The following is a 17,267-nucleotide window of genomic DNA, read 5'->3' as shown; positions in this document are numbered from 1 at the left end:
GGTCAGTTCTCCCGCGCCGCGATGGTGGGCGCTGCGACCGGGGTCGCTGCGATGGCAGGCGCTGCGACCGGGGCCGCCGGGATTGCGGAGGGTGAAGCCGAGGTGAGCAGAAGCGCGGCCTGTTCCGCGATCTGCGCGCGCAGCGTGGACCGGGCGGCGGCATCGCGGACGGTGGCGAGCAGCGCCTCGGCTTCGGCCCGGCGCCCGGCGACGGTCAGCGCCAGCGCGAGATTGTTGCGCACCACTTCGTTGCCCGGCGCCAAGTCCCGTGCGGCCTTGAGCGCTTCCACCGCCTGCCCCGCCTCTCCGCCGCGCAGAAGCGCGTAGCCGAGGGCATTGCTCGCCAGCGGATCGGCCGGGCTGACGCGCAGCGCGGTGCGATATTGCTCCGCCGCCGCCGGCCAGCGCCCTTGCGCGGCCAGGACATGGCCGCGCACGGCCTCGGCCTCGGCGCTGTGGTCCGAAGCGGCGATCTGCGCCAGGGCGGTCTGCGCCTGGTCGTTCTGGCCGAGGTCAAGCAGGCAATTGATCCGCAGGATGCGCGATTCCCGATCACCGGGATATTGCCGGTCGAAATCATCGAGGAACGCGAGCGCGGCGCGCTGGCGGCCGTCCTTGCGGGCCTGCTGGATCAGCACGAGGTAGAGCTGGCGGGTCGAGCCGGACGCTTCCGCGCCAAGGGCTTCGGCGGCGAAGGCGCGGCCCGCCAGCGGGGGGGAAAGCAGGGCGGGAACGGGGGACAGGACCGCGGCGGCGAGCGCAAGCGCGGCCGGGGCCACGGGAAAGAGGCGGCAACGGATCATCACTTGACGCTCCCCAAAGTGTCGAGAATGGCGGCCACCGGCGGGCCTGCGAGAACGATGAACAGCGCCGGCATGAAGAACACGAGCATCAGGATCACCATGCGCACGGTGATCGTGCCGATCGCCTCGCGGGCGCGGGCGACGCGGCGCTGGGAGAACTCGCGGATGAATTCGCGCAGCGCCGGGACCAGCTCCATGCCCTGGAACAGGGACTGCCGGAACACCGTGGCCAGTTCGCGCGCGCCGGTCACGGCCACGCGGGCGGCCCAGCGGTCGAACGCGAGCTGGTAGTCCTGCCCCCGGTCCAGATCCTCGACCAGCATAGCCACCAGCCGCGCGTGATTCGGCACGGCGACGCGCTCTTCGCGGGCGATGGCGCGGAAGCACTGGTCCAGCGAGACGCCGCTCTCCAACATCATCAGCATGAGATCGAGCAGGAAGGGAAACTCGGCGGTGAGAATACGCTCGCGCGACGCCGCACGCATGCGCAGGGCGTACTTGGCGCCGATGTAGGTCAGGCCGGACAAGGCCAGCGTGGGGAACAGGGGGCGCAGCGGATTGCCGCTGGTGGCCAGGCAGGTGAGCATCGAGGCGAGCGCCACGGCGGCCGTCGCGGCCAGGCGCAGCCAGGCGAAGGCCTCCAGCGCGCCGGGCTCGAAATAGCCGGCCTTGCGCAGCTTCTGCTCCACTTCCTCGCGGTCCCGCCCGCGCACCACGAACACGCGGGGCAGCGGGAAGCGGGCCGCAGTGGAGGCGCCGCCGGCGCGGCCGGACTGCCCGTCTATGCGCTGGCGCAGGCGGGCGTCGGCATCGAGCATCCGCACGCCGAAAACCACCAGCACGAGGCTGCCCGCCGCCAGGGCGAAGAGGAGCATGGGGCCGAGCGCCGGCATCAGAACTCAAGCCTCAGCATGCGGCGGATGATGAGGATGCCTGCCACTTCGAGGCCGATCGCCAGGAAGGAAAGCGACCGTCCGCGCGAATCCGAGATGAAGAAGTCGAGATAGGCCGGGTTCATCAGCACGAGGCCGATCATGGCCAGGAGCGGCATGGCGATCAGCACGCGCGAGCTGACTTTGGCCTCCGACGTGGCGGCGACAAGTTCGCGGCGGATGCGCAGGCGCTCGCGCAGGATGTGCGCCAGGTTGGTGAAGACCGCGCCGATCGAGCCGCCGTAGCGCAAGTTGGTGCGAATGGCGGCGGCGATCATCGACACTTCGGGAACCTGGATGCGGTCAGCCAACTGCTGCATCGTCTCGGCCACGGGCGCGCCCATTTCCAGCCGCCGCGCGGCCGTGTCGAAGAAGGAGCGCACCACCGGAGAGGCATCCGCCAGCGCGCGGGCCAGCGCCTGCGAGAGCGAGTTGCCCACGGCCTGGAGCTGGCGCACGCCGTCGAGATAGAGCGGCAGGGCCTCGGTCAGGGCGTCCACGCGCTTGCGGGCGCGGCCGCGCAGCCAGGACAGCGCCGCCATCGGCAGCCCGAGCAGCACCCCCAGCGCGAAAGCCGGACCGGCCAGCACCAGCACCAGGAAGACCAGGCCCAGGCCGACCAGCGCCAGCAGCCGCACGGTCTGCACCGTGATCTCCAGCTGGGCCTGCGCCAGCAGCGGCGCGATGCGTTCCGGCACCGAAATCGCCACCGAGGAGCGCACCGGCGCGGAGCCGGGCGTGGTCAGCCCGGCCAGCCGCCGGTCGATGGCCGCCAGGCTGCGCGCCCGCTCGCCCAGGAGGGCGAAGAGCACGCCGCCCAGGATCAGCAGGGCCAAGATCAGATAGGCGGCGCCCTTCACCATGCGGTCGAGGCTCCCCGGCCGCTGGCAAGGCCCGAACCCGTGGAGCCTTGCGCCAGCCCGGGCATCGGATAGTCCTTGAGGCGCGCCGCATGATAAGGCCGCGGCGAGAGCGTCTGGAACGTGCCCTCCCCTGACATCGGCGGCTGCTCCTCGAAGCGGAAAAGCTCGTTCAGGGTGAAGGCGTCGCCTTCGGTGCCGGTCACTTCGCTGATCGAGGTGACGCGGCGCATGCCGCTGGCCAGGCGCTGGATGTTGACGATCACATGGATGCTGTTGGCCACGAAACGCCGCACCGCGCGCACGTCGTTCTGCTGCCCCGCGAAGCCGAGCAGCATTTCCAGCCGCGACAGCGCATCGCGCGGGGAATTGCCRTGAAGCGTCGCCATCGACCCGTCGTGGCCGGTGGACATGGCCTGGAGCATCTCCACCGCCTCCACGCCGCGCACTTCGCCCAGGATGATCCGGTCCGGCCGCATGCGCAGGGCGTTGCGCACGAGGTCTCGCGCGCTCACCTCACGGCTGCCGTCCACGCTGGGCGGGCGGGTTTCCAGCCGCACGACGTGGTCCTGGCAGAGTTGCAGCTCGGCCGCGTCCTCGATGGTGACGAGGCGTTCGTGGTTGCTGATGCAGCCCGACAGCACGTTGAGCAGGGTGGACTTGCCCGCCCCGGTGCCCCCGCAGATCAGGACGTTGAGCCGCGAGCGCACGGCAGCGGCGAGATAAGTCGCCATCGGGCCGCTCATCACGCCGCCAGCGACGCAGTCGTCCAGGGTCAGGGCCTGGAGGCGGAACTTGCGGATCGAGACCAGCGGGCCGTCGAGCGCGATCGGCGGGATGACGATGTTGACGCGCGATCCGTCCGCGAGGCGGGCGTCGCAGAAGGGCGTCGCCTCGTCCACGCGGCGGCCGATGGGGCCGACGATGCGCTGGATGATGTTCATGAGATGGGCATCGTCGCGGAAACGCGTTTCCACGCGCTGCAGCAGGCCGCCGCGCTCGGCGTAGATGGCGTGAGCGCCGTTGACGATGATGTCGTCTATCGAGCCGTCGCGCAGCAGCGGTGCCAGCGGGCCGAGGCCGACCACTTCGTCCTCCACGTCCTCGATCAGCAGCAGGCGCTCGGCACTGTTGAGGGCAAGCTGGCCGCGGCGGCTGCGGCTGTTGATGACTTGTTCGATCTCGTGGCGGAGCGTGCGCTGGTCCAGCGATTCCGCGGTGATCCCCTGGGTCTCCAGCTGTTCTATGACCTGCTGGCAGGTGATCGCCTTGACCGCCTGGTAGCTGTCGCTCATGCGCTGGGCCGAAGGCTGCGCCACCGCGGACTTGCGGCGACCCGCGGCCAGGCCCTCCTGCAGTTCCTCGGTGGTCAGGAGGCTCATGCGCTGCGCTCCACGGAGCGCAGGATGGCCCGGCGCATGCGGTCGATGCTGCCGCCGGACTTCGTCGGAGCGGCGATGTTGCAGGCGCGGCGCACGGCCTGGCCATAAGCGCCGCTCTCCCGGTCGTAGATCAGCGGGCGGCCGGCATTGAGGGCATTGGCGGTGCGCACGCGGTCCGTCGGCACGCCCATCACGGCCTCCACGCCCAACACGTCGGCCATGCGCCGGCCGTCGAGCAGGATGCGCGGATCGTAGTCCCAGACCAGCAGGCGCATGCGATTGCCGCTGGCAGTGTCGAGCGCGATCTTGTCGAGCAGGCGGCGGCAGGCTTCGAGTTCGCGGATCGACTGGCTGCAGACGATCTCGATGGCCTGCGCCTGGGAGGCCAGTTCGCGCAGCAGGCCGCCATGGCGCAGGCTGCCGGCCGAAACCACCACTTGCGCGAAGTTGGCACGCAGCAGCTGGATCAGGCCGACCACGTCGTTGGGGCCGACACCGGCCGGCTCCGCGCCGGTGCCGCCGTCGAACGTCAGCAGGGACAGGCCGCTGGCCTCGTGCCGCGCCAGGGCGTCCGAAAGCAGGCTGGTGTCCATGCGGTCGAGATCGGCGACGGCAGAGGCCACGCCGTAGTCCACCTTGAGGTCGAGATAGGCCTCGGCCGTGCTGGTGGGCAAGGTGAAGTCCACCAGCAGCGTCGGCATCTGGGCCAGGCTGCAGGCCAGCGCCATGTCGGTCGCCAGCATCGGCAGCGCCTCGCGGTCGTTGCCGAGCACGATGGTCAGGCGGCCCAGCCGGCCCTGCGTGGTGAGCGCGGTGTTCATCACCCGCGTCAGGATTTCGGATATTTCCGCGCCCGCCGCCGCGCGCGGCAGCACGTCCGCCGCGCCGGCGCGGATCGCCTGCAGCACTTGCCCGGCATACATGTCCTCGGTGGCGACCACCACCGCGCGGCCCGGCGCCATCTGCGCCACTTCGCCGATCGAGGACGAGAGCGAGCGCTCCGCCGGAACCGAGGCATGGTCGATCACGACGATGCCGGGGCCATCGAGATCGCTGTGCTCCAGCGATTGCACCATTTCGACGGCGACATGCTCGCCCATGGCGTCCGTCAGGCGTTGGGCCAGCGTGCGGTCTACGGAGAGGAGGTGGATCTTGGGCATGTCAGGGCCTCACGACGCCGAAGGTTTTCACGGACTGCTCGACGCCGTCGTTGCCGACGATCATCTGGCCGAGGCTGGGATCGGGGTTGCCGGGCGCCGAGGGCAGCGCCACCGGCGCAGTGCCGGGCTCGACTAGTCGCGGCGTCGCCACGATGATCAGCTCCTGCCGTTCCTTCTGGGTCTGCTGGCGCTTGAAGAAGGCGCCCAGCACCGGCAGGTCGCCCAGGAACGGCACTTTGTCCTTGGTGATCGCGCTGTTGGTATAGTTGAGCCGGCGATCACGAAGCTCTGGCCGCTGCCCAGTTCCACGGTGGTTTCCGCGGAGCGGCGGCGGATGCCGGGCACCACGTAGCCCTGAAGCTGCACGCCGTTGCTGTAGTCCAGTTCGCTCACTTCGGGCGCCAGTTTCAGCACGATGTGGTCGGAGGACAGGACATAAGGCGTCACCGTCAGGCGCACGCCGAATTCCTTGTACTCGATCGACAGGGTATTGCCGTTGCCGCCGCTGTTCTGCGGCACCGGCACCGGGAATTCGCCGCCGGCCAGGAAGCTGGCCTGCTCGCCGGAACGCACCAGCAGGGTGGGCTGCGCCAGGAGCTGGGACAGCCCGTTGGACGAGAGCGCGCTCAGCACGGCGCCGATCCCGTGGTTGCGGGCCGAGAGGAAGAGGTTGAAGGCGCTCTGGATCGGCACCGAAGCGTCGATCGACAGGCCGGTCCGATCGTTGCTGTAGCTGTTGACCCCGCTGGGCGAGATCACGGCGCCCTGAAGGTCTCCGGCCAGCTTGGCGAAGCTGAAGCCCAGCGCCTTGAGCGTGGAGCTGGAGACGGCCGCGAACTGCACGTCCACCGCCACGACTTTCTCACCGGGGCGGTAGCCCGCGGCCTGGCCGGTAAAGCCCGCGCCGCCGATGCGGACGTTGCGTTCGCCCATGACGGTGCCGTCCTGCGCGAAGACGGTCAGCACGGCATCGCCCACCGCCAGCGCCTTGATGCGGATCGACTGCGCGGTCGGGGCCGAGACGCCGATCACGTTCTCGCGGCTCACTTCCACCCGGCCGATCGCCTTGGGGAAGGACAGGGTGCGCTGGTCGTCCACTTGCAGGAGTTCCTGCTGCTCCTCGCCCCGCGCCTGGGCATGGGCGGGAGCGGCCAGGGAGGCGCCGGCAAGGCCGGTTCCGGCCAGGACGCAGGAGGCGATCAGGGCTTTCACTGCGATGCACTCCCGGAATAGATGACCTGGCGATTGCCGCCGACGACGAGTTCGATGGCCTGCGCGCCGCCGGACTGGCTACTCGGCCTCGGCGCAGGGCGCGCTGCGGGCGTGGGGCGGGGCGCAGGGGCGGGGCGGGGGGCCGCATAAGCGGGCGCCGGCACCGGATAGGGCATGGCCGGGCGCGGCAGCGGCGCGGAGGCCACTTGCGAAACCGCCACTTCGACGCTGTCGCCCGGGTTGCGCAGCGAAAGCGTGAGCGCGCCCGTGCTCTTGGCCAGCGAGAGCTGCGAAACCTGCTCGGGCGAAAGGGCCAGCGTCACCGTGCGGGCGGGCGGCGGCTCGGCCGCGACCGTGCCCGTCACGCCAGTTGCAGGCTGGGTGCCGACCACCGCCTCGCCCACGGCCAGAACCGGAACCATCTGCAGCAGCGTGCGCGCGCGGCTGACGCCGCTGGCCCGCGCGCCGCTGAGGGCGTCTTCGCCGGGATATACGACTTGCACGTCCACCCGGTCTCCCGGCCGGACCAGACCCGCCACGGCGATTTCCGCCGTCGTGTCGATGCTGATCGCGCGCATTCCCATCGGCACGCGGATCGCCAGCTTCGTTTCCTGTCCCACCGCCGTGCGGGGGATCAGCGCGTTGGCGGGAATGTCCTGCGTGGCCACTTTGCCGACGATCTCGGCCGGGGTCACGGCGGTGGGGAAGCGTGCGGGATCGGACCGGGCATTGCGGATCATGTCGGCGGTGATGGTTTCGCCCACCTTGATGTCGCGCGTGGTGGCGGCAAGCACGGTGTAGGAAGGCTCCGACTTGCCCAGCGGGATGCGGGCGGCGGCATCGGCCACGGGCCTGGCAGCCCGTCCCAGTTCGCGAACTCCCAGAAAGGCAAAGCAGCAGGCCGCAACCAGCCCGACGCCGATTGTCAGCTTCGCCTTCGAACCGAGCCGCATGCCCATTCCCCCTGGTCCCTTGCGTCTACGCAAATCGGATCGACTGCCCCGAAGATCCGAATTGGAGATTTTCAATCATTCGACGGCTGAAATCGCCGTCTTGCGTATGAATGATAGCGGCTCTCGAATATGATCCGAGATGGAGAAATAGCCGATACGACCGCAATCAGCGGGAGTCTTTCTCAAGCGTTAAAGCCCCGGAAAGTATACCTTTGCTCATTTCGTCCAAATCAGGCATCAATCCTGATCTTTGGCCATTTAGGGGTATGCCAAGACTATCGCCAAACATGTTCGGATCGGTTCTTTCCGATCCACGCAAAAGCCGGTTATGCGTTAGCAGGGAAAGCATAAGGCAAGAGCAGAACAGAATGGATCGCCTGCTTTGCGCATTCTCGTCTGGCGCTTCTCTTCGGCTTCCGCCGACATTTGCGAAGATTATCGCCGGATTAACATTCTGAAAGCGGCTTGCGGATCCAGCTGAACGGCGCTTTGTTAGTCTATTTACTTACGACCGCATAAAACCTTCTATCAGGTTTATTTCGCGGTTGCGAAAACCCGTCGGGCTGGCAATCATCGATCCGTCCGGACTCGCAGACGCAGGGCGTCCGATCCGGGCTCGGGGGCCAGACTGCAATGATAGTGCCGAACAACAACGTCGTGGAATTTCCGCCGGCTGCTCCGGCGGGGACCAATTCTTCCGGGGCCGGGTCGTCGGGAGCACCGGGGGCCAACGACGATGGCCTGCCGGGGGGCAAGAGCGCCTCCCGCGGCGCAGGCTTCGCACCGCAACTGGCCATGCGGCTGCGCGCCTGGGAAGACGGCACGCGTTTCTATCCCGGCGCCATCGCGCTCTGCGCGCTTTGCCTCGGACTCGTTTCCAGCCATGCCCCCGCCGCCGGCGTGATCGGTTCGGCGGCAGCGGGCGCTCTCTTCGTCCTGCACAAGACGATCAAGGCCGCGCTGGTCACCGCCGCCCTCAGCGCGGGCTTCTACCTCATTCCCGAAGCCCGGATCGCGCCCGCCTACTGGACCACCCTGGGCATGGTCGCCGCGGCCGGGTTCTTCCCGCGCAGCCTCGTCACCGTGCTGCTGCGCGCGCCGCGCTGGACCTGGGTGCTGGCACTGCTGGTCGCCATGGCCAGTTTCTGCGCCACGCTGATCGCCCCCGGCCTGCCGGCGACCGTTGCGGTCTTCACCGGATCGCTGAGCGCCGCGTTCCTGGGTGCCGGCCTCGCGCGGCACCTCGCCATGGTCGACGCCCGGCTGCTGGCCTGGGGCGAGGACGGCCTGGTGCCCGTCACCCGCGACCTGCTGCTCGGGCGCGTAACCGCGGGCATGCTGCACGACCTGGCGCAGCCGCTGAACGTGATCTCCATGGCCAACGGCAACATGCGCTATATCGTCGAGCAGCTCGACATCGGCGAAGAGAGCCGCAAGCAATTGCTGGACCGGGTCGCCCGCATTTCCACGCATACCGAGGCCGCGGCCTTCATCCTCAGCCTGTTCCGGTGGTTCGGCCGCGATGGCGACAAGGAGCGCAGCGCGCTCAGCGTGCGCAGCGCGCTGGAGCGGGCCGTGGCCGCCACCAAGTCCAACGTGAGGCACCATGGCGTCTCGGTGGAACTGGACGGCAATGCCCTGGACCATCTCCTGCCCGAACATCACGGCGCGCTGGAGATGATGGCGGTGGCCGCGCTGCTCAGTGCCTTCGGCAGCTTCATCGGGCCGGGCAGCGAGAAGCGAAAGGGCAAAGTCCTGCTGCGCGCCGCCATGACGCCGGTTCACGTCGTGGTGACGGTCCAGTGCATCGACGAGAACGAGGCGCCTGCCCCCGGCTGCAAGCTGGACCATGCCACGCTCTGGCTGGTCGAACAGGTCGCGATCGAGGCGGGCGGGGACTTCCGCTCGATGCTGCGATCCAGTCAGCCCACGCGTTTCGTGATCCGCCTAGGCCGCGACGACATCTGAGGTTGCCGGCCTGCCCGACGCGGAAGGCAGGCAGATTTCCACCCGGGCACCCACGCCCTGATTGGACACCAGCCGGATGCCGCCCTTGGCCTTTTCCATGATTTGCCGGCAGATGTGCAGGCCCAGCCCGGTGCCGTCCTGCGCTTTGGTGGTGAAGAACGGTTCGAAGGCCAGCCGTTCGAGATCGGCGGAAAGGCCCGCGCCATTGTCGGTCACCACGCAGCGCATCTGGCCGGGCTTGCCTTCCAGGGCGATGGCGATCCGCCCCTCCCCGTCCCAGCCTGCCGCGCGGCGCGACTGGATGCTGTCGGCGGCGTTGCGCAGGACGTTGACGAAGACCTGCTCCAGCTCCACCCGCCCCAACGCGACACAGGCGGAAAGGCCCGTGGGTTCCAGCTCGACGGCGATCTCCGCCCGCTCGAACAGCGCTTCCAGGAACTCCACCGCGCTGGCGGCCGCTTCCATCACGTCGGTGTGGCGGGCGACGATCTTTTCGTCCGCGGCCTGACCCAGCGTGCGCTTGATGATGACCTGGGCGCGCAGGACCTGCTCGGCAATGCGCGAGGCGCTGGTCTGAAGACGCGAGCGCGTGGTGTCCGGCCGGTCCAGCATGAGGCGCAGGCTCTCGTTCGCCATCGAGATCGTGAAGAGGGGCTGGCGCAGTTCATGGGCCAGGGTCAGCGCCCTTTCGCCCAGATCCGCCATGCGGGCGCGCTCGGCCATGGCCTCGTGCCCCATTTCCTCGTGGGACACGCGCGGCTCGGGCGCGTTCAAGAACACCGCGCTGGCCCAATGCATGCCGCCCAGGTTGCCGCGCAGGATCACGGTCAAAGTGCTGCGCGGGCCGGTGCGAAGGTCGGTCGTCACGTCCGAGCGGCCGCTCAGCGCGGCAAGGTGCAGGACATCCTCGGAATGGATCGCCAGGGCCTCGGGCTGCTCGCCCTCCCCGGCATTCTCGCGGCGGAACAGGATCGTCTTCGCGGCCGCATCCAGGCGCAGGTCGCTGACGACCCGCAGGCCGACATGCTCGCGCAAAGCCTCTATCAGGCCGCTCGCCGCGGCCGCATCATCGCCGGTCCCCGTCACGCACCGACACCGTTGGCCAGCATCTTGCGGATCGTGCCGATCAGCGCCTGCGGCTGCACCGGCTTGGTCAGGAACGTGTAATGCGACGTGCCGGCCACCAGATCCTCGCGCATCTGGTCTCCGGTGATGAAGACATATTCGAATTCCCGCGCGCCCAGCTTCGGGTGCTTGCGGACGCGGGATACGATGTCGAGCCCCGATTCGCGGTCCAGCCGCAAGTCGCAGGCGACCACGCTGACGGCGGGATGGCGCTCCAGCATGTCCACGGCCTCGGTGAGATTGGCGGCACCGACGCCGGGAATGCCGTGAAGCGACATCAGGGTCAGCAACTCTTCGACGATGGCCGAAAAATCATCGAGAACAAGTACCCTGGCCTGGTCGTCCCGCATCCGATCCCGTTCCTCCGTGTGACGTCCGCCACCAGCAGCCACTGGTGGATCGCCACTGGACATCGTTACTCCTATAAGCGCGGGACATTATCAATAAATGAAAGCGGGATGCACGAACTTTCACGTCAAGCCGTTCGAACGGCTTAAAAAAATGCCTGCAATCGAATTCAGAACTCGATTACGATTTTCACTTTCGCCGGTGCGACATTGAAGTGGGTCGCGATCTGATCGCGATATTGGGCCATGAGAAAGGCCAGGTTATCGGTGCGCGGCAGGCCGTCCAGTTCGTCGACCGTGGTGCCCAGCGCTTCGGCTATTCCCTTCAAGCGGGCATCCTGCGGACGGGCGCGACCGTGCTCCCAGGCCCAGACCGTCGGCTTGCTGACGCCGATCCGCTCGGCCAGTTCGCCCTGGCTGAAGCCGTTTTGCTTGCGCAGCCGCCGCAGGCGCCGGGCCAGCGATTCCTGCGCATCGTCATCGGTATCGGACGCGGCATCGGCAGCGTCCTCCTCTTCCGCTTCCTCGGCCGCGAGCGGCGCCGCGCGCAGCCGGGCCGCGCCCAGCACCGCCGCGGAGATCGGCGTCTCGAAACGGCAGCCGTAGAAGCTCTCGCTGTGCCACATCACCCGCGCGCGCACGCGTTCGTGCTCCGACAGGTCGATCTCGATCACATCGTCGACCGTCAGCTCGACGTCGCTTTCGACCAGCAGGCCGCCCTGCGAGAGGTTGTGCACCACCACGTCCGCCTCCTGCCCGTCGGCCCGTACCTGCGCATCGAGCAGGAGACTGAAGCGCGGCAGGTTCGACCGCGCATCGCGCTCGAAACGGGCGGGCAGGCTCTGGTTGCCCCAGTTCATCGGGCCTCCTTCATCGGCATGCTCTCCTTGATCGGAATAGAGGGGCCGGGTCATGCGCAGCTGCGGATGCTGGAGTAGGCGGGACGGCCGCGCTGGATCGCCAGGGCCATGGCCTCGATCGGCGGGGCGCCGGCCGGCAAATCATCCAGCGACTCCGCATGCGAACCGCCCAGCGCATCGAGCGCGCCGGCCACGAGAGCACCGCTCACGCGCGCTTCGCATTCGTCGAGCATGTCCAGCGCGATGCGCAGGAGTTCGCGGGCGTGCTGGACTTTGTCGTTCGTCATCTCGGCTTCCTTTCCAGTCTTTTCGTTTGATTATGAGTGATCAGAAAACGGGGCTCTGTGCCGCGAGCGGCCAGGACAGCGGCCTGAAACAGGCAGGTTCGGGCGCGGCGGTTTCGAGGGCGGAAGGGGCGCTGACCGTTCGTGCCCGCGGGATCCGGTCCTGAGCCGCCCGATCCGGCGCCGACCACACCCGCCGTGTGCCGACGCGGCCGAGCCGCGCACCGGCAATCCATTCCGCGCCCTCCTCCGCTGCCAGCCGGATCTGCGCCGGGGTTTCGGCCCCGGTGAGGATCACGGTGCGGCACAGCGTGCGCGCTTCCAGCGCCAGCCGGCCGACGCGCGCGCGGTTGCGCTCCGAAAGGAAGGCGGTGCGCAGAAAGGCGCTGTCCAGCTTGACCTGGTCAGGCCGCAGCACGGCAAGTTGCCGCACCGAAGCATGGCCCGAACCGAATCCGTATAGCCCCAGGCCCACCCCCAGCTCGCGCAGGGTGTTGAGAAAAGTCAGCGTCCCCGGCCAGAACCGGCAGGCTGCGGATTCGTGGAATTCGAGCACGAGCCGCTCCGCCAGCTCGGGCCGGCGCTCCAGCCGCGCCAGAACGTCGGTCCAGGCCGCATCCGCGCCGCCAAGGTCGAAGGAGAGGCTCTGCGGCGAGATCGCGATGGACAAATGCGCGTGCGGATCGGCTTCGAGGGCGTCCAGCACCCGGAGCACCAGATTGCGATCCAGCAGGTGAGCCATGCCCAACCGCTCCAGCGCCGCATAGGCAGCGGTGCAGTCGAACTGCTCGCCCCGCTCCCCGGCATAGCGCAGCAGCGCCTCGTGCTGGAACAGGCGGTCCGGATGGCGCGGATCGAAGATCGGCCGCCACGCGAAGAAAGTTTCGCCCCGCGCGATCTGGCCGAGCAGCCGCTCGGCCCGCGCCATGTCGTCACGGTAGCGGGCGAGCATCTGGGCACTGGCCTCGTTCGCCAGGTGAAGGCTGGCCGTATGGCCGGGCGCGGCCAGTCGCTCCAGCCGGGCGCAGGCCGCGGCGAGCGCTGCCGAGAGGTCTTCGCCCAGGACGCCGGGCACCGGGTCGCTATGGCCGATCGAGACCGAGAGCAGGATGCGGCCCGCGCCATGGACCAGGGGGTCCAGGCAAAGCTGCATGCCAAGCGCCTCGATCTGGGCGCAGACGAAGTCCGGTTCGAGCATCGCCGCATGGGCCAGCAGCGTCATCCGGTCCCGCTCGGCCTTGTGGAAGCGGACCGGGTTGAGGTTCCGCTCGATCGCGCCGGCCAGGTGCGCCATCGCGGCGCGGAGTCCATCCTCGCCGTGGATCGCGGCAATGGCCTCGGCATTGTCGAGACGTGCGACAAGCAGGGTGTTGCAGCAGCGGTTGGGCGGGCTGATCCTGGCGAGGTCGATCATCGGTCGGGTCCAAGAGCTTCGAGAGGGAAAGGCGGCCGGGGGAAAAGGACCGCCGGGAGGGGGAGAGCGGTTGGGCCCAGCCGGCGCGGGTGGGGGAGATCCCGCGCCGGGGGCCGGATCGGGTCAGCTACCCGACGCGCCGCCAAGCAGGCCGCCGAGCAGCGCGCCGCCTGCCGATGCCCCACCGGAAGCGCTGCCCGAGGCGCCCCCCGTGAGGCCGCCACCAAGGCCGCCGGTCAGCCCGCCGACCAGCGAGGACACCGCGCCCGTCACCGGCGCCAGCACCGAACCTGCCGCACCGCTGCCCGTCGATCCCGGCGCCAGGCCGCCGACGATGCCTTCGACAAGACCGGTCACCGGCGCCAGCGGCGAACCGCTTCCGCCTGCTCCGGCATTGCCGAGACTGCCGACCACGCCTTCGACAAGACCCGTGACCGGCGCCAGCACCGATCCGGCGCCCGTGCCGGCGCCAAGGCCGCCCGTCACTTGCCCCAGCGTACCGCCGAGCGCGCCATTCACCGTATCGAGGACCGGCGCGGTCACCGTGGCGACCGTGGCCGTGACCGGCGCGACGACCGGCGAGACACCGCCCGTCACCTGGTCCACCAGTCCGCCGACCTGCTCGCCCAGCAGGGCGCCGGCCAGGTTGCCGACCGGCGCCAGCCCGGCGGCCACGCCCTCGGTCGTCGTCGGCAGCGCCACGTCGACCACCTTGCCGTCGGAGAGCACATTGGCCGTCACCAGCTGGCCGGTGGTCAGGCCGGGATTTTCGGCCAGGACGTTCAGGCCCACCAGGGTATCGCCGTTGCTCGGCCCGGTGACGGGATTGTTGCCGAGGTCGACGCCGAGCAGCGGGCCGTCGAATGTCCGTGCCGGGCCAGAGCCATCGCCCCCCCCTGCACCGGCCAGGCTGCCGGTAACGCCGTCGACCAGCCCGCCGAGCTGCCCGGTGACGGGCGCCAGCACGCCGTTCTCACCGGCGATCGGCGCGAGCACGCCATTGACCGTGTCGAGTAGCGGGGAAGTGACGCTGCTCACCGCCGAAGTGACCGTGGCCACCGTTGGCGCGAGACCGTCGGTCACTTGCGTCACCGTGCCGCCCACCTGGTCGCCCAGCAAGGCGCCGGCCAGCGTGCCCACCGGGGCGAGCGCCTGCTTGGTATCGTCCGCGGTGGTGGGAAGCGTGACCTGCACCACTTTGCCGTCGCCGGTGAGGACATCGACGGTCACGCCGCTCGTGTCGGTGGTCGCCTTGTCCGGATTCACGTTCACATTGACCAGGGTGCCCGATCCGCTCTGGCCGAGCAGATCGGTGCCGCCCACCGACACACCGGCGGCCGGGCCGGTGAAGCTGGTGGTCGAGCCGCTGGGATCGGTCGGACCCGTGGGACCGGTCGGGCCGGTGGGACCGCTGGGGTCGGTCGGCCCCGTCGGGCCGGAGGGGGTGCTCGGGCCGGAAGGCGTGCTGGGACCGCTGGGCGTGCTGGGGCTGGTCGGCCCGGAAGGGGTGCCGGCCTGGAAGTCCATTCCGCTCGTGCAGGCCGCTACCAGCAGCAGCGGGATCGTGGCCGTGCCCAGGAGGGCGTGTCGCTTGAACGAGGGGTAATGACGGGTCGGCATGGGTCTTCTCCAACGTGATCTCAGCCGCGATCGGCCTGTTGAAGAGATGATAGGTCGGCCCCGCCGAAGCACCGCGCCCAGAAGCAGCCGCCTCGGACCTGACCGCATCCGGGCGGGCCGGCAGAACGGAAAGTCGTTCGGGAACAAGCCGGAAAATTCGCGGAAGAGGCCTGCGCAAACACGCAAAGCACCGGAAATCCGCGCAAACCGAGGGAAAATCGGCGGCTTTGGAAGGGAGAGGGAGGAAACCGGGCCGCGGAAGTTGCCCTATGGTTAAGCACTCAGTCCGGTTCATTTTCGTTACGTTTCGATAGCCCCCGATAGGCCTGATCACGGTTTGCAGCGGCGGCCGTAGCGGGGATCGAGCGGCGGCTTGGGCGGCGGCTTGGGCGGCGGCTTGGGCGGCGGCTTGGGCGGCGGCTTGGGCGGCRGCTTGGGCGGCGGCTTGGGCGGCAGCTTGGGCGGCGGCTTGGGCGGCGGCTTGGGCGGCCAGAATCGAAGAGGCAGCCCCGTCGCCGGGACTGCCTCTTCTCCCCCACCCCCCTTCGGTCAGAAGGCGGGGGTCGTTCGCGTGCCCGGCCATGGGGTTGTGGGGCGCCGGGCACGCATGACGATCAGTTCGTGCGGGCGCCAAGCCCCCCGAGCAGCGAGCCTACGAGACCGGTGACCGGTGCGAGTGCGGAGCCCAGACCATTGGACGCCCCGGTCCCGGTCYCGGTCCCGGTCCCGGCTCCGGTGCCGGCACCCGTTGCCGCACCGGTGACACCGCCCACCAGCGCGTTGACCGCACCCGTGACGGGAGCGAGCGGCGCCGTGCTTTCGGCCGTGCCGCCGGTCAGGCCGCCGACCACGCCTTGCACCACGCCCGTGACGGCGCCTGTTACCGGGGCCAGGGCGCCGCCCTGGTTCGTGCCGCTCAGCAACGTATCGACCGCGCCTGTCACGGGCGCGAGGACAGCGCCTGCCCCCGTTCCGCTGCCCGTCAAGCCGCCGACGACGCCTTCGACAAGTCCGGTGACCGGCGCCAAAACGCCCCCGGCTCCGCCCGTCGCGCCGCCCGCCAGGCCGCCGACCAGCGAGTCGACCGCGCCGGTGACAGGGGCCAGCACCGCTGCCGCGCCGCCGTCACCCGATCCCAATCCTCCGGTCACGCCTCCCGTCACACCGCCGACAACGCCGCCAAGTGCGCTGTTGACGGTGCCCAGCAGAGGCGATGTCACGCTGTCCACGACGGCCGTCACCGGCGCCACCACTGGCGCAAGGCCGCTGGTCAACTGGTCGACCGCGCCGCCGGCCTGCTCGCCCAGCAGGGCACCGGCCAGGTTGCCGACAGGTGCAAGTCCGGCAGCCACGCCTTCCGCCGTAGTCGGCAGGCCCAGTTCCGCGATGTTGCCATTGGACAGCACGCTGGCCGTCACGAGCTGCCCCGTGGTCTGGCCCGCCCCTTCGGCGAGGACGTTGAGGCCCACCAGAGTGTCGCCGGTGCTCGCCCCGGTCAGAGCCGTGTTGCCTAGGTCCACACCCAGCAGCGGACCGTCATATGTCCGTGCCGGGCCGCCCGCACCGCCCAGCGAGCCGGTCAGTCCCTCGACGAGACCGCCGACCTGGCCGGTGACAGGGGCCAGCAATCCGGTCTCACCCAGCACGGGCGAGAGCACGCCGTTCACGGTATCGAGCAGCGGCGAGGCGACGCCGTCCACCGTGGAGGTCAGCGTGGCCACCGTCGGCGCCAGTCCGTTGGTGAGCTGCGTCACCGTGGTTCCGGCCTGATCGCCGAGCAGGGCCCCGGCCAACGCACCGACCGGCGCGAGCGCCTGCTGGGTCTGCGCCGCGGTGGTCGGCAGCGTTACCTGCACGGCCTTTCCGTCTCCAGTGAGCAAGTCGACGGCCAGGCCGGTGCTGCTGGTGGCGGCGGTATCCGGCGCGACATTGACGTCGATCAGCGTGCTCGAACCGCTCTGGCCGAGCAGGCTGCCACCGCCGACGTTCACGCCCGCAATCGGTCCGGTGAAGCTGGTGCTGCCGCTGGGATCCGTGGGCCCGGTCGGGCTCGTGGGTCCGGTGGGACCAGTCGGGCCGGTCGGTCCCGTCGGGCCTGCGGGGCCGGTAGGACCAGTTGGACCGGTCGGACCTGCCGGGCCGGTGGGGCCTGCTGGACCAGTCGGGCTGGTGGGGCCGGTGGGGCCGGTTGGTCCAGTCGGACCGCTAGGGCCGTCGGGACCGGTGGGGCCAGCGGGACCGGTGGGGCCGCTGGGGTCGGTTGGCCCGGTGGGTCCTGTGGGACCGGTCGGACCGGCCGGACCCGTCGGGCCGCTCGGATCCGTCGGACCGGTAGGGCCGCTCGGAT

At 69.6% G+C, this 17,267-nt stretch carries 16 protein-coding genes; 1 reads left to right on the top strand and 15 read right to left on the bottom strand.

The window, feature by feature from the left end; all coding sequences use genetic code 11:
• Positions 1 to 2 precede the first annotated feature (2 nt).
• From AB4Z00_RS07120 to cpaB, 8 genes are read right to left on the bottom strand one after another with little or no spacing between them, the layout of a single operon-like run.
• Positions 3 to 803: a tetratricopeptide repeat protein gene (locus AB4Z00_RS07120; protein ID WP_442045478.1), complete on the bottom strand. Its 801-nt coding sequence runs from the start codon at positions 801 to 803 to the stop codon at positions 3 to 5.
• Positions 803 to 1,678: a type II secretion system F family protein gene (locus AB4Z00_RS07115; RefSeq protein WP_442045451.1), complete on the bottom strand. Its 876-nt coding sequence runs from the start codon at positions 1,676 to 1,678 to the stop codon at positions 803 to 805. The genes AB4Z00_RS07120 and AB4Z00_RS07115 overlap by 1 nt, the downstream gene beginning before the upstream one ends.
• 17 nt (positions 1,679 to 1,695) lie before the next feature.
• Complete coding sequence (locus AB4Z00_RS07110) at positions 1,696 to 2,598, bottom strand: type II secretion system F family protein (RefSeq protein WP_134093287.1); 903 nt, start codon at positions 2,596 to 2,598, stop codon at positions 1,696 to 1,698.
• Entirely contained in the window at positions 2,592 to 3,977 is a 1,386-nt protein-coding gene (locus AB4Z00_RS07105; protein ID WP_134093288.1) for a CpaF family protein, read from the bottom strand. The genes AB4Z00_RS07110 and AB4Z00_RS07105 overlap by 7 nt, the downstream gene beginning before the upstream one ends.
• Positions 3,974 to 5,137, bottom strand: coding sequence for an AAA family ATPase (locus AB4Z00_RS07100; protein ID WP_132267819.1), 1,164 nt, complete (start codon positions 5,135 to 5,137; stop codon positions 3,974 to 3,976). Before AB4Z00_RS07100 ends, AB4Z00_RS07105 begins: the two co-directional genes overlap by 4 nt.
• Before the next feature lies 1 nt (position 5,138).
• Positions 5,139 to 5,348: a hypothetical protein gene (locus AB4Z00_RS07095; RefSeq protein WP_442045450.1), complete on the bottom strand. Its 210-nt coding sequence runs from the start codon at positions 5,346 to 5,348 to the stop codon at positions 5,139 to 5,141.
• Entirely contained in the window at positions 5,294 to 6,349 is a 1,056-nt protein-coding gene (locus AB4Z00_RS07090) for a type II and III secretion system protein family protein (RefSeq protein ID WP_442045449.1), read from the bottom strand. The genes AB4Z00_RS07095 and AB4Z00_RS07090 overlap by 55 nt, the downstream gene beginning before the upstream one ends.
• Positions 6,346 to 7,302 (bottom strand): Flp pilus assembly protein CpaB, encoded by a 957-nt coding sequence (gene cpaB / locus AB4Z00_RS07085; RefSeq protein WP_442045448.1) that lies wholly within the window; start codon positions 7,300 to 7,302, stop codon positions 6,346 to 6,348. Before cpaB ends, AB4Z00_RS07090 begins: the two co-directional genes overlap by 4 nt.
• A gap of 633 nt (positions 7,303 to 7,935) precedes the next feature.
• On the opposite strand from cpaB, the gene AB4Z00_RS07080 reads away from it, so the two are divergent.
• A complete protein-coding gene (locus AB4Z00_RS07080; RefSeq protein ID WP_243840878.1) occupies positions 7,936 to 9,270 on the top strand; it encodes a hypothetical protein in 1,335 nt (444 codons plus the stop codon).
• On the opposite strand, the gene AB4Z00_RS07075 is transcribed toward AB4Z00_RS07080, so the two are convergent.
• The 7 genes from AB4Z00_RS07075 to AB4Z00_RS07045 all read right to left on the bottom strand — a co-directional run bounded on the left by AB4Z00_RS07075 (position 9,250) and on the right by AB4Z00_RS07045 (position 16,911).
• Positions 9,250 to 10,356 (bottom strand): sensor histidine kinase, encoded by a 1,107-nt coding sequence (locus AB4Z00_RS07075; protein ID WP_442045447.1) that lies wholly within the window; start codon positions 10,354 to 10,356, stop codon positions 9,250 to 9,252. The two genes, AB4Z00_RS07080 and AB4Z00_RS07075, sit on opposite strands and share 21 nt — an antisense overlap.
• Positions 10,353 to 10,745: a response regulator gene (locus tag AB4Z00_RS07070; protein ID WP_132267811.1), complete on the bottom strand. Its 393-nt coding sequence runs from the start codon at positions 10,743 to 10,745 to the stop codon at positions 10,353 to 10,355. Before AB4Z00_RS07070 ends, AB4Z00_RS07075 begins: the two co-directional genes overlap by 4 nt.
• 167 nt (positions 10,746 to 10,912) lie before the next feature.
• Complete coding sequence (locus AB4Z00_RS07065) at positions 10,913 to 11,602, bottom strand: helix-turn-helix domain-containing protein (RefSeq protein WP_165921469.1); 690 nt, start codon at positions 11,600 to 11,602, stop codon at positions 10,913 to 10,915.
• Positions 11,603 to 11,652: 50 nt separating this feature from the next.
• On the bottom strand, positions 11,653 to 11,889 hold the full coding sequence (locus tag AB4Z00_RS07060; protein WP_134093291.1) for a hypothetical protein: 237 nt from the start codon (positions 11,887 to 11,889) through the stop codon (positions 11,653 to 11,655).
• Between the two features lie 40 nt (positions 11,890 to 11,929).
• A complete protein-coding gene (locus tag AB4Z00_RS07055) occupies positions 11,930 to 13,300 on the bottom strand; it encodes an EAL domain-containing protein (protein ID WP_442045446.1) in 1,371 nt (456 codons plus the stop codon).
• A 123-nt stretch (positions 13,301 to 13,423) separates the two neighbouring features.
• Positions 13,424 to 14,920: a hypothetical protein gene (locus AB4Z00_RS07050; protein ID WP_442045445.1), complete on the bottom strand. Its 1,497-nt coding sequence runs from the start codon at positions 14,918 to 14,920 to the stop codon at positions 13,424 to 13,426.
• Between the two features lie 614 nt (positions 14,921 to 15,534).
• Positions 15,535 to 16,911 (bottom strand): hypothetical protein, encoded by a 1,377-nt coding sequence (locus tag AB4Z00_RS07045; RefSeq protein WP_442045444.1) that lies wholly within the window; start codon positions 16,909 to 16,911, stop codon positions 15,535 to 15,537.
• Between the last annotated feature and the right edge of the window lie 356 nt (positions 16,912 to 17,267).

The sequence above is a fragment of the Novosphingobium sp. YAF33 genome, from assembly GCF_052113265.1.
In the GTDB taxonomy this organism is placed as follows: Bacteria; Pseudomonadota; Alphaproteobacteria; order Sphingomonadales; family Sphingomonadaceae; genus Novosphingobium.
Note: the sequence above shows the minus strand (reverse complement) of the source record. Positions and strands in the feature narration are given on the sequence as shown.

What these genes read in the sequence shown, in the direction of transcription:
- AB4Z00_RS07120 (WP_442045478.1), bottom strand. Translation starts at nt 803, where the DNA reads ATGATCCGTTGCCGCCTCTTTCCCGTGGCCCCGGCCGCGCTTGCGCTC.
- AB4Z00_RS07115 (WP_442045451.1), bottom strand. Translation starts at nt 1,678, where the DNA reads ATGCTCCTCTTCGCCCTGGCGGCGGGCAGCCTCGTGCTGGTGGTTTTC.
- AB4Z00_RS07110 (WP_134093287.1), bottom strand. Translation starts at nt 2,598, where the DNA reads ATGGTGAAGGGCGCCGCCTATCTGATCTTGGCCCTGCTGATCCTGGGC.
- AB4Z00_RS07100 (WP_132267819.1), bottom strand. Translation starts at nt 5,137, where the DNA reads ATGCCCAAGATCCACCTCCTCTCCGTAGACCGCACGCTGGCCCAACGC.
- cpaB (WP_442045448.1), bottom strand. Translation starts at nt 7,302, where the DNA reads ATGCGGCTCGGTTCGAAGGCGAAGCTGACAATCGGCGTCGGGCTGGTT.
- AB4Z00_RS07080 (WP_243840878.1), top strand. Translation starts at nt 7,936, where the DNA reads ATGATAGTGCCGAACAACAACGTCGTGGAATTTCCGCCGGCTGCTCCG.
- AB4Z00_RS07070 (WP_132267811.1), bottom strand. Translation starts at nt 10,745, where the DNA reads ATGCGGGACGACCAGGCCAGGGTACTTGTTCTCGATGATTTTTCGGCC.
- AB4Z00_RS07065 (WP_165921469.1), bottom strand. Translation starts at nt 11,602, where the DNA reads ATGAACTGGGGCAACCAGAGCCTGCCCGCCCGTTTCGAGCGCGATGCG.
- AB4Z00_RS07060 (WP_134093291.1), bottom strand. Translation starts at nt 11,889, where the DNA reads ATGACGAACGACAAAGTCCAGCACGCCCGCGAACTCCTGCGCATCGCG.
- AB4Z00_RS07055 (WP_442045446.1), bottom strand. Translation starts at nt 13,300, where the DNA reads ATGATCGACCTCGCCAGGATCAGCCCGCCCAACCGCTGCTGCAACACC.
- AB4Z00_RS07050 (WP_442045445.1), bottom strand. Translation starts at nt 14,920, where the DNA reads ATGCCGACCCGTCATTACCCCTCGTTCAAGCGACACGCCCTCCTGGGC.